This window comes from Nocardia otitidiscaviarum (genome assembly GCF_007362295.1).
Lineage (GTDB): Bacteria > Actinomycetota > Actinomycetes > Mycobacteriales > Mycobacteriaceae > Nocardia > Nocardia otitidiscaviarum.
Map to the genome: position 1 here is coordinate 201210 of NZ_CP041695.1, position 13070 is coordinate 214279.

Consider the following 13070-nt stretch of genomic DNA (forward strand, 5'->3'; position numbering starts at 1 on the left):
TTGGACCGGCTGGATTTCGGCGGCAACGGCGAAGCTAGCGGGGAAGTGACGCCCGGTTCGGGGGAGCTTTTTCCGCTGTCTCCGGCGCAGCTCGGTATCTGGTACGCCCAGCACCTGGACCCCCAGGTGCCGATCAACATCGCCCAGTACGTCGAGCTGCGCGGTGAACTGGATATTCCGCTGCTCGAGCAGGCCATGGTGGACGGATCGCTGGAGGTCGGCTCGGGCTTCCTGCGCATCGTCGAGCGCGACGGCGAGCCCATGCAGATGGTCGACCCGACGCTGGACCGCACCATCTACCAGATCGACCTGCGCGACGAGGCCGACCCGGAGGCTGCCGCCCAGGCGTGGATGCGCGCCGACTACAGCCACCCGCTGAACATCGTCGAGGACCGTCTCATCCGCACGGCCATGCTGCGGCTGGGTGACGATCATTACTTCTGGTACGCCCGCATCCATCACATCGCGCTCGACGGCCTCGGCGCCGTGACCTATATGACACGGGTCGCCGAGATCTACACCGCCTACGTGCGCGGCGAACAGCCGACGCCGTCCAAGGCCACCGATCTGCGCACCCTGGTCGAGCAGGAATTCGCCTACCGCGACTCCAAGCGCTTCACCAGCGACAAGGAGTACTGGGCCGAGCGGGTGGCCGGTCTGGAGGAGGGCTCCAGCCTCGCCGGTCGCTCCGCGCCGCCCGCCCCGCTCAACGGGGTCGCCAGCGCCGCCCTGTCCGACGACCAGAGCGGCCTGCTCGACGCCGCCGCGGCCCGCTACGACACCACGCCCGCGGGCCTGCTCATCGCCGGGTTCGCCACCTACCTGGCGCAGTGGACCGGCACCGAGGACGTCATCCTCAGCCTGCCGGTGACCGCCCGCACCACCGCGGCCATGCGCCGCTCCGGCGGCGCGACCTCCAATATCGTGCCGCTGCGCCTGCACGTCGGCCACGACACCACCGTCACCGACCTGCTCGGCCAGGTGACCGTGGCGGTCGCGGGCGCACTGCGCCATCAGCGCTACCGCCACGAGGACATTCGCCGCGACGCGGCGGGCGACGGTGTGGTGACCCGCGAGTTCTTCGGCCCGTGGGTCAACATCATGCTGTTCCACAACGAGGTCGTGCTCGGCGACGTGGTGGGCGAGTATAGCGTGCTGTCCACCGGTTCCATCGAGGATCTGGGCGTCAACTTCTACCAGTCGGTCAAGGGCACCCGGAACCACATCGACTTCGAGACCAACCCGAACCTCTACACCGAAGACGAAGCACGCGGCCATCATTCGCGCTTCCTGGAGTTCTTCGACCGCTTCCTGGCGGCCGATACCGAGCAGGCCGTGTGGAGCCTGCCGATCACCACCGCCGCCGAACGCACCAAGACGCTGGTGGAGTGGAACGAGGCGGGCCATGAGGTCCCCGATACCACGCTGCCCGCGCTGCTGGACGCGCAGATCCCGCTGACGCCGGACAATATCGCCCTGGATTTCGAGGGTGCGACCCTGACCTACGCCGAATTCGGCGCACGGGTCAACCGTCTCGCGCGCTTCCTCATCGCCGACGGCGTGGGTCCGGAATCGCTGGTGGCCCTGGGGATGCGGCGTTCGCTGGAGCTGGTCATCGGCATGCATGCCGTGCTGCGGGCCGGTGGCGCGTATGTGCCGATCGACCCGGATCATCCGGCCGATCGCACCGCCTACATCCTGGAGTCCGCGGCACCGGTCTGCGTATTGACCACCGCCCGTGACGATCTCGATCTCCCGGCGGCGGTCCGCCGGGTCGAACTCGACACCCTCGACACCTCGGCGTACTCCGCCGAGCCGGTCACCGACGCGGATCGTCGTGCGCCGCTGCGCAGCTCGAATACCGCCTACGTCATCTACACCTCGGGCTCCACCGGCCGCCCGAAGGGTGTGGCGGTGACCCACCACGCCATCGTCAACCAAGAGCTGTGGATGCTGCACGAGTATCCGATGACGGCCGACGATGTGTACCTGCAGAAGACGGCCACCACCTTCGACGTGTCGCTGTGGGGCTACTTCATGCCCCTGCTGGTCGGCGCGAAACTCGTGGTCGCGACGCCGGACGGGCACCGGGATCCGCTGTACGTGGCGGAGATGATCGAGCGGCACCGGGTCACCGTCACCGACTTCGTGCCGTCCATGCTGACGGTGTTCGTGGCGCACGCCTCCGCGGCGCAGTGCGCCTCGTTGAAGTACGTCTTCGTCATCGGTGAGGCGCTGCCGCCGGAGACCGGCGCGAGCTTCCGGCGGATCACGGACGCGGGCCTGCACAACCTGTACGGCCCCACCGAGGCCGCCGTCTCGGTCACCTACTGGGAGAACACCGCCGCCGACACCGTCACGGTGCCGATCGGTGTGCCCGAGTGGAATGTCGAAGTCTACGTGCTGGATTCGCGGCTGCGACCGGCCGCCATCGGTGCCGCGGGTGAGCTGTACCTCGCGGGCCGCCAGCTGGCGCGCGGCTACAAGGGCCGTCCGGACCTGACCTCGGACCGGTTCGTGGCCAACCCGTTCTCGAGTGCCGGCGAGCGGATGTACCGCACCGGTGACCTGGTGCGCTGGAACATCGCCGCGAGCGGCGAATCGGATGCTGTCGGTGTGCTGGAGTACATCGGCCGCACCGACTTCCAGGTGAAGTTCCGCGGTCAGCGCATCGAGCTCGGCGAGATCGAGACCGATCTGCTCGCCCACCCGTCGGTCTCGCAGGCCGTGGTGCTGGTCATGGACACCGCCACCGGTCAGCAGCTGGTCGCCTACGTGGTGCCGGGGCCGGGCCAGTCCGTGGAACCGGCGGAGCTGACCCGTTTCGTGGCCGAGAAGCTGCCCAGCTACATGGTTCCGGCGTCGATCATGGTGCTGGACGCCTTCCCGCTCAACACCTCCGGCAAGCTGGACCGCAAGGCGCTGCCGGAGCCGGTGTTCAGCGCCGACGCCGCCGGATTCCGAGCGCCGCGCACCGCGGCCGAGGAGATCGTGGCGGGCATCTTCGCCGATGTGCTCGGCCACGGCCGTGTCGGCGTGGACGACAACTTCTTCGATCTGGGCGGCAACTCGCTCGTCGCCACGCAGGTCGTGTCGCGCATCTCGGCCGCCTTCGGGGCACGCCTGGGCGTGCGCGCGCTGTTCGAGACCCCGACTGTCGCCGGAATCGCCGCGCGGGTGGAAACCACCGCGCCGGACGAGGTTTCGCGGCCGCCGCTGGTCGCCCAGCCGCGCCCGGAGCGGGTGCCGCTGTCGCTGGCCCAGCAGCGCATGTGGTTCCTCAACCAGTTCGATCCCACCGTGCCCACCTACAACCTGCCGTTCGTGGTGCGGTTGCAGGGCGAGGTCGACATCGACGCGCTCCAGTTGGCGCTGACCGACGTGGTGGCGCGGCAGGAGTCGCTGCGCACCCTGTTCCCCGAATCCGGGGACGGCGGCTACCAGCTGGTGCTGCCCATGTCGGAGGTGGATCTCGGCATCGAGGTCCACGATATCGACGAGGCCGAACTGCCCCGGGCGCTGGCGGATTTCGCCTCCGTCGGTTTCGACGTCTCGCGCGAGCTGCCCATTCGGGTGCGGGTGTTCCGCGTCGCCTCCGCGGCCGAGGGCACCGATCTGGCCGTCGCCTTCGTGGTGCACCACATTGCCGCGGACGGTTTCTCCTTCGGACCGCTCTCGCGCGATATGACCGCCGCCTACCTGGCCCGCACGGCCGGGGAACAGCCCGCGTGGACGCCGCTTCCGGTGCAGTATCAGGACTTCAGCATCTGGCAGCGCGAGCTGCTGGGTTCGGAATCCGATCCGGAGTCCATGGCCGCCAAGCAGATCGCCTACTGGCGTGACGCCCTGGCGGGCCTGCCCGATCAGCTGGATCTGCCCGCCGATCGGGCCCGCCCGGTGGTGCAGTCCTTCCGGGGCAGCCGGGTCACCTTCGACATCGATCCCGAACTGCACGCCGCGCTGACGAATCTGGCTCGCACCCAGGGTGTCTCGCTGTTCATGGTGATGCACGGCGCCTTGGCCGTGTTGCTGGCGCGACTGTCGGGTACCACCGATATCGCTATCGGCACCCCGGTGGCCGGTCGCGGTGAGCAGGCGCTCGACGACCTCATCGGCATGTTCGTCAACACGCTGGTGCTGCGCTCGGAGGTCGACGGCGCGCAGAGCTTCACCGACTTCCTGTCCCGCACCCGGGAAACCGATCTCGCGGCCTTCGCCAATACCGATGTGCCGTTCGAGCGCCTGGTGGAGGTGCTCAACCCGACCCGTTCGCAGGCGCGGCATCCGCTGTTCCAGGTCATGCTGTCGTTCCAGGAGATGTCGCACGGCACCATGGAGCTGCCGAGCCTGACCGTCTCCGCGGACGAGCTCGAGGTCGATATCGCCAAGTTCGACCTGCAGTGGACCATGACCGAGCAGCGCGGGCTGCGCGGTGAGCCCGCCGGCCTGTCGGTGGTGCTCTCCTACGCCACCGATCTGTTCGACGCCGCGACCGTGGCCGCCTTCGGCCGCCGGTACCTGCGCGTGCTCGAAACCGCCGTCGCCGCACCGGACATCGTGGTGCGCGATATCGACGTGCTGGAGGCCGACGAGCGCGCCACCGTGTTGCGCGCCTGGAACGACACCGCGCACGCGGTGCCGGACGCGGTCACCGTGGTGGATCTGTTCGAGCGCCAGGTGCGGCAGCGGCCGCACGCCACCGCGCTCATCTTCGATCCGGGTGAGCGCAGCGGCGGCCTGTTCGGTCCCGCCGCCGAGCTGAGCTACGCGGAGTTCTCCGCACGGGTGAACCGCCTGGCACGCAAGCTCATCGCCGTCGGCGTCGGTCCGGAATCGCTGGTGGCGGTGGGGATTCGCCGCTCGGTCGACATGCTCGTCGCCATCTACGCCACGCACGCGGCGGGCGGCGGCTATGTGCCGATCGATCCGGACCACCCGGCCGAGCGCACCGAGTACGTGCTGGCCAGCTCGCGGCCGGTGGTGCTGCTGACCACCACCGACGACGACGTGGACGGCCGGGACTGCCAGGTGCTGCGCCTGGACACCCTCGACCTCGGCGAGTTCGACGACGCTCCGATCACCGACGCGGAACGGCATGCGCCGCTGCGCAGTTCGAATACCGCCTACGTGCTCTACACCTCGGGTTCGACCGGCCGCCCCAAGGGCGTGGCCGTCTCGCACGCCTCGGTGCTGAACCAGATCGCCTGGATCACCGCCGAATACGGCATGGACGACACCGATGTGATCCTGCAGAAGACGCCGGTCACCTTCGACGTGTCGGTGTGGGAGCTGTTCGGCTCCATGGCCGTCGGCGCGCAGTTGGTCATCGCCGCGCCGGACGGGCATCGCGACCCCATGTACCTGTCCGAGGTCATCGGCCGCCACCGCGTCACCATGACCTCGTTCGTGCCGTCCATGCTGAGCGTGTTCGCCGGTAGCGCGTCGGCGGCCGAATGCCTGTCGCTGCGCGCGGTGCTGGTCGCCGGCGAGGCGCTGCCGCCCGCCACCGTCACCGCCTTCCGGCGCTTCTCCACCGCGGCCGTGCACAACCTGTACGGCCCCACCGAGTTCACCGTCCACGCCACCTACGCACCCATCACCGCGCCGACCCCGACCTCGGTGCCGATCGGGCGTCCGGTGTGGAACGCCCAGGCGTACGTGCTCGACGAGGGCCTGCGGCCGGTGCCGGTCGGGGTGCCCGGTGAACTCTACCTGGGTGGCGCGCAGGTGGCGCGCGGCTACTTCGGCCGACCCGAGCTGAGCGCGGAACGCTTCGTGGCCAACCCCTTCGGGGAGCCGGGTTCGCGCCTGTACCGCACCGGCGACCTGGTGCGCTGGAATCAGAACGAGCCGGGCGTCATCGACTACATCGGCCGCACCGACTTCCAGGTGAAGTTCCGCGGCCAGCGCATCGAACTCGGCGAGATCGAGACCGCGCTGCTCGACCACCCGTCGGTCAATCAGGCCGTGGTGCTGGTCATCGACACCGTCGCCGGTGATCAACTGGTCGCCTACGTGGTGGCCGGGGGTCCGATCGACCTCGACGGCGTCAAGGCGGCGCTGCACCGCACCCTGCCCGCGTACATGGTGCCGGGCGCGTTCGTGGTGCTGGATGCCTTCCCGCTCAACGCCTCCGGCAAGCTGGACCGCCGGGCGCTGCCCGCCCCGGTGTTCGAGGTGCGCGAATTCCGCGCTCCGACAACGCCGATCGAGGAGATCGTCGCGCAGATCTTCGGCGAGGTCCTCGGCATCGCTCGTGTCGGCGTGGATGACGACTTCTTCGAACTCGGCGGCAACTCGCTCATCGCCACCCAGGTCGCCTCGCGCCTGGGCATCGCGCTCGACACCCGGGTGCCGGTGCGCATGCTGTTCGAGGCCAGCACCGTCGCCGCCCTCGCGGCGCGGGTGGAATCGCACGCCGGTGACGGTGCGCGCAAGGCCCTGGTGGCACGGGAGCGGCCCGCCGACATCCCGCTGTCGCTGGCCCAGCAGCGCATGTGGTTCCTCAACCGCTTCGACACCGCGTCGGCGGTCAACAACATCCCGGTCGCCATCCGGCTCTCCGGTGAACTCGACGTGGCCGCCCTGCAGGTCGCCGTCATCGACGTCATCGACCGCCACGAATCGCTGCGCACGGTCTTCCCGGAGACCGGCAACGGTCCGGTGCAGCGGGTGCTGGACGCGGCGCAGATCGTGCCCGACCTGACCCCGGTGCCGGTCACCGAGGGCAATCTGGTCGAGCACCTCATCGAGCTGGCGTCCATGGCCTTCGACGTCACCAGCGAAGTGCCGCTGCACGCCCGGCTTTTCGAGATCAGCGAATCCGAGTACGTGCTCGGCATGGTGGTGCACCACATCTCCGCCGACGGCTGGTCCATGGGACCGCTGGCCCGCGACGTCATGGTCGCCTACGCGGCCCGCACCTCATGGGAGGCACCGGCCTGGGCGGAACTGCCGGTGCAGTACGCCGACTACGCGCTGTGGCAGCGCGAGGTGCTGGGTTCCGAGGACGATCCGGAATCGCTGATCTCCAAGCAGATTCAGTACTGGACCCGGGCGCTCGCCGATCTGCCGGACGAACTGGTGCTGCCCGCCGATCGGCAGCGGCCCGCCGTGGCCAGCTACCGCGGCGGCACCTACCCGTTCGTCATCTCGGCCGAAACCCAGCAGCGGCTGGTGGATCTGGGCCGCAGGCACAATGCCTCGCTGTTCATGGTCATGCACAGTGCCCTGGCGGTGCTGCTCGCGCGCTTGTCCGGCACCACCGATATCGCTATCGGCACCCCGGTTGCCGGGCGTGGTGAGGCCGCACTCGACGACCTGATCGGCATGTTCGTCAACACCCTCGTGCTGCGGACCGAGGTGAATGGTGAGGCGAGCTTCGTCGACCTGCTCGCGGCTGCCCGGGATACCGACCTGCACGCCTTCGCGCACGCCGATGTGCCGTTCGAGCGTCTGGTCGAGGTACTCAACCCGGCCCGCTCGCAGGCGCGGCACCCGCTGTTCCAGGTCATGCTGACCTTCCAGAACACCCGGCAGACCAGCCTGGAACTGCCCGGCTTGCGGGTCAACGGCATCGACTACGATCCCGGTCTGGCCAAATTCGACCTACAGCTGACCCTCCAGGAAGCACAGGACGAGCACGGCGAGAACATCGGTCTTTCGGCCGAATTCTCCTATGCCGTAGATCTTTTCGACGAGCCCACGGTCGCGTCCTTCGCGCGGTGGCTGCACACCGTCCTGGACGCGGTCGCGGCCGATCCGAATCTGCCGGTCGGCGACATCGACCTGCTCGACGACGAGGAGAAGCGGCGCTCGCTGGTCGAGTGGAACGACACCGGTTTCGACCTCACCGAGGTTCTGCCCGCGCTGCCGGAAGGCGCGGCGCCCAGCCTTGTTTCGCTGTTCGAGGCGCAGGCCCTGACCAGCCCGGACGCGCCCGCGGTCACGTTCGAGGGGACCACTCTGTCCTACTCCGAGCTCGCCGGCGCGGTGCACAAGCTGGCTCGGAAGCTGATCGCTCTCGGCGTTGGCGCCGAATCCTTGGTCGCGCTGGCCATTCGCCGATCGACCGACCTTGTCGTCGCCATCTACGCGGTGCTGGAGGCTGGTGGCGCGTACGTGCCGCTGGACCCGGACCAGCCCGCTGAGCGGGTCGACTACGTGCTCGATATCGCCCGCCCGGCGGCACTGCTGACCACCAGCCGCGACGACTTCGTGACCGGCCGCAATGTGCCGGTACTGGAGATCGACACGCTCGACCTGGAGCCGTATTCCGCTGACCCGGTCACCGATAGCGATCGCGGGCATACGATTTCGCCCCTACAGACTGCCTACGTGATCTTCACCTCCGGTTCGACCGGTCGTCCCAAGGGCGTAGCGGTCGAGCACGGTGCGATCGTGAATCGCCTGCTGTGGGGGCAGCACCTGTACCCGATCGGTCCGAGGGACTCGCTGTTGCAGAAGACTCCGGTCACTTTCGATGTGTCGGTCCCGGAGTTCTTCTGGCCCTTGCAAACCGGCGCGCGTATGGTCCTCGCCAAGCCCGACGGCCACCGCGATCCGATGTATCTCGCGCAGATCATCGCCGATGAGGGCATCACCTCGGTGCATTTCGTGCCCTCCATGCTGTCGATCTTCCTGACCGCGCTCGAATCGGCCGCTGTCGAATCGGCACCGGCATCCGACGCCGCCGAGACGTCCGGTGCAGCGAATCCGCCCGGAGCGCAGCGGAGGGCAATCGGACTTCGGCAGGTGTTCGCCTCCGGCGAGGCGCTGCCCGCCGTGACCGCGCAGAAGCTGCGTGAACTCACCGGTGCGCGCATGCACAACCTGTACGGTCCGACCGAAACCACGGTCGAGGTGACCTATCACGAGGTCGTCGACTCCGACGCCGTGTCACTGCCCATCGGCCGCCCGGTCTGGAACAGCCGGCTCTATGTGCTCGACGCACGTCTGCACCCGGTCGCGCCCGGTGTCGCGGGTGAGCTCTATCTGGCGGGGGATCAGCTGGCGCGCGGCTATCTCGGCCGCCCCGACCTGTCCGCCGACCGTTTCGTGGCCGACCCCTTCGGCGCACCGGGCAGCCGTATGTACCGCTCCGGCGACCTGGTGAGGTGGACGGCGACAGGCGAGGTGGAGTATCTGGGCCGCACCGACTTCCAGGTGAAGTTGCGTGGCCAGCGCATCGAGCTCGGTGAGATCGAGGCGGCGCTGATGGAACAGCCGGGTGTGGCGCAGTCCGTGGTGGTTGTCCGCTCGGATCCCCATGCCGGTAGTCAGCTGGTCGGTTACGTGGTGCGCGAATCCGAGGCCGCCGTCGATGCTGATGTGATCAAGTCCGCACTGGCGCAGTCACTTCCGGTCTATATGGTGCCCGCCGCGCTGGTGGTGCTGGACGAGTTCCCGATCAACGCCTCCGGCAAGCTGGACCGCAAGGCGTTGCCCTCACCCGTCTTCGAGGCCAGGCGTTTCCGTGCGCCTTCGACGCCCATCGAGGAGATCATCGCCCAGATCTTCGCCGATCTGCTCGGCATCCCACGGGTGGGCGCGGACGACGACTTCTTCGAGATGGGCGGCAACTCGCTGGTCGCCACGCAGGTGACGGCCCGCCTGAGCTCGGCCTTGAAGACGGAGATCGGTGTGCGCGCGCTCTTCGAGGCGCCGACCGTCGCGGCGCTGGCCGCGCGAGTGGAGTCGCACGCCGGAAGTGGTGTGCGCCAGGCCCTCACGGCCCGCACCCGCCCCGAACACCCGCCGCTGTCGCTGGCACAGCAGCGCATGTGGTTCCTCAACCGCTTCGACACCGAGTCGGCCGCCAACAATATTCCGGCCGCCGTCCGGCTGACGGGCGCGGTCGATCTGGACGCGCTGCGCAGCGCGGTCGCCGATGTGGTGGCACGGCACGAATCGCTGCGGACGGTGTATCCGTCGGCCGACGGCATCGCCTACCAGCAGGTGCTGCCCGCCGCCCGCGCCATCCCGGTGGTGGACGTGGTGGAGGTCGCCGAGACCGAACTGTTCGGCGCCATCGGTGCATTCGTGACCCAGGGCTTCGACGTCACCGCTGAACCCCCGCTGCGACTGCGCGTCTACCGCCTGTCCGCCGATGACCACGTGCTGGTGCTCGTCGCCCATCACATCGCCGCCGACGGCTTCTCGATGAATCCGCTGGTGCGCGATCTCATCACGGCGTACGTCGCGCGCAGTGACGGCGAGGCCCCGGGCTGGGCCGAATTGCCGGTCCAGTACGCCGATTACGCGCTGTGGCAGCGCGAAACCCTCGGCTCCGAGGACGACCCGCGCTCACTCATCACCGAGCAGCTCGACTACTGGCGCGACACCCTGGCCGGACTGCCGGACGAACTGCGGCTGTCCACCGCGGCGCGGCCCGCCGTCGCCTCCTATCGGGCCGGGACGTACCGCTTCCAGCTCCCGGGTGAGCTGGTGACCGCGCTCAACCGGGTCGCCCAGACCCACGGCACCACGCTGTTCATGGTGGTGCACAGCGCCTTCGCCGCCCTGCTGTCGCGCCTGAGCGGCAGTGACGATGTGGCCGTCGGCATTCCGGTGGCCGGTCGTGGTGAACAGGCCCTCGACGACCTGGTCGGGATGTTCGTCAACACCCTGGTGCTGCGCTCGCAGGTCGATACCGGGGAGAGCTTCGCCGAGCTGCTGACGCGGGTCCGCGAGCGCGACCTGCAAGCCTTCGCGCACGCCGATGTGCCGTTCGAGCGCCTGGTCGAGGTGCTCAACCCGGCCCGCTCGCAGGCGCGGCATCCGCTGTTCCAGGTCATGCTGTCGTTCCAGAACCTCGGCCGCACGGCCCTGGAACTGCCGGGCCTCACCGTGGCACAGCTGGATATCGACCAGCAGACCGCCAAGTTCGACCTCCAGCTCACGCTGAGCGAGGTCGCCGCCGATGCCGACGTGGCGGCCATGGACGCCGAACTCGTCTACGCCACCGATCTTTTCGACGGCGCGTACGCCGACACCTTCGCCGAGCGTTTCGTGCGGGTGCTGTCGGCCGTGGCCGCCGATCCGACCGTGCGCGTGGGTGATCTGGAACTGCTCAGCGCCGCCGAGCGCACCCGGGTGCTCGACTCCTGGAATGCCACCGGCTTCGACCTGGCCGCCGCCCTGCCGGAGGTCGCCGCAGGCGCCGCCGCCACCCTGGTCTCTCTGTTCGAGGCCCAGGTCGAGCGCACCCCCGACACAACCGCGGTCTCGTACGAGGGGACAACCCTGTCGTACGCCGAGTTCGCCGCACGGGCACGCAAACTCGCCCGCTTCCTCATCGCCGAGGGCGTCGGACCGCAATCCCACGTGGCCCTGGGCATGCGCCGCTCCCTGGACCTGGTGGTCGGCATGTACGCCGTCACCCTGGCCGGTGGCGCGTACGTCCCGCTGGACCCGGACCACCCCGCCGAGCGCACCGAGTACATCCTCGACACCGCCGATCCGGTGTGCGTGCTCACCACCTCCGACACCGACCCGCACACCACCTCCGACGGCGACTCTCCGTCGGTTCGCGGCGCGTCCCGGTTCTGGACTGACGGAGCGGGGGAGCGAAGCGGAGGAGCGGAGGAGGGAAGAACCGGGACCTCCAGCGCCGCGAACCCGCCCGGAGCGAAGCGGAGGGCAATTAGATACAGCATCGACGAACTGGATTTGTCCGACTTCGCCGACACCCCGGTGACGGATGCCGATCGCCGCGCTCCGCTGCGGCCCGGCAATACCGCCTACGTCATCTTCACGTCCGGTTCGACCGGCCGCCCCAAGGGCGTCGCCGTCTCGCACGCCGCCATCGTCAACCGCCTGGTGTGGATGCACGCCCAGTACGGGCTGGCCGCGTACGACGTGGTGTTGCAGAAGACCCCGTCCACCTTCGACGTGTCGGTGTGGGAGTTCTTCTGGCCGCTGCAGGTCGGCGCGCGCCTGGTGGTCGCCAAGCCGGACGGACACCGGGATCCGGTCTATCTCGCGGAACTCATTGCCCGCGAAGGCGTCACGGTCACCCACTTCGTGCCGTCCATGCTCGCGGTGTTCGTGGCGGAACCCGCCGCGGCCCGCGCCACCAGCCTGAGCCAGGTGTTCGCCTCCGGTGAGGCGCTGCCCGGCCCGACCGCGCAGCAGTTGCGCGCCCTGACCGGTGCGCGCCTGCACAATCTGTACGGCCCCACCGAGGCCGCGGTCGACGTGACCTATCACGAGGTCACCGATGCCGACGTGCACACCGTGCCGATCGGCGCGCCGGTGTTCAACACCCAGGTGTATGTGCTGGATTCGCGGTTGCGGCCGGTTCCGGTGGGTGTCGCGGGTGAGTTGTATCTGGCGGGTGATCAGCTGGCCACCGCGTATGTGGCGCGGCCGGATCTGACCTCGGATCGGTTCGTGGCCAATCCGTTCGGTGACGGCGCTCGTATGTACCGCACCGGTGACCTGGTCACCTGGACCGCCGACGGTGAGCTGGAGTACCTGGGCCGTACCGACTTCCAGGTGAAGTTGCGCGGTCTGCGCATCGAACTGGGCGAGATCGAATCCGCGCTCACCGCGCTGGACGCCATCGCGCAGGCGGTGGTCGTGGTGCGCCACGACGAGCGCACCGGCGACCAGTTGGTGGCCTACCTGGTCGCGAACGGTGACATCGAACTGGAGGCCGTGAAAGCCGAGCTGTCCCAACAGCTTCCGGCCTACATGGTGCCCGCCGCCTTCATGGTGCTGGACGCCTTCCCGCTCAATGCCTCCGGCAAGCTGGACCGCAAGGCGCTGCCCGCCCCCACCTTCGCCGCCAAGGTCTACCGCGCCCCGGCCACCCCGGTGCAGCAGACCGTGGCGGGCACCATCGCCGAGGTGCTCGGCGTGGAACGCGTCGGCCTGGACGACGACTTCTTCGAACTGGGCGGCAACTCGCTCATCGCCACCCAGGTGGCGGCCCGGCTGTCGGCCGCTCTGGACGCCGACATCCCGGTGCGGACCCTGTTCGAGGCGTCCACCGTGGCGGCGCTGGCCGCGCACCTGGAATCGCGCGTCGGCACCGGCGCGCGACTGCCGCTGACACCGCAGGAGCG

The 13070-nt window shown here is 69.0% G+C and carries 1 protein-coding gene (only partly in view); it reads left to right on the top strand.

Features of this window, described 5'->3' with window-relative positions:
• Positions 1–13070, top strand: partial view of a non-ribosomal peptide synthase/polyketide synthase gene (locus tag FOH10_RS00850; protein WP_143979245.1) — the 5' portion only. 31330 nt of this gene lie beyond the right edge of the window; only the first 13070 of its 44400 coding nucleotides appear in the window; it begins with the start codon at positions 1–3; its stop codon lies off the right edge, out of view.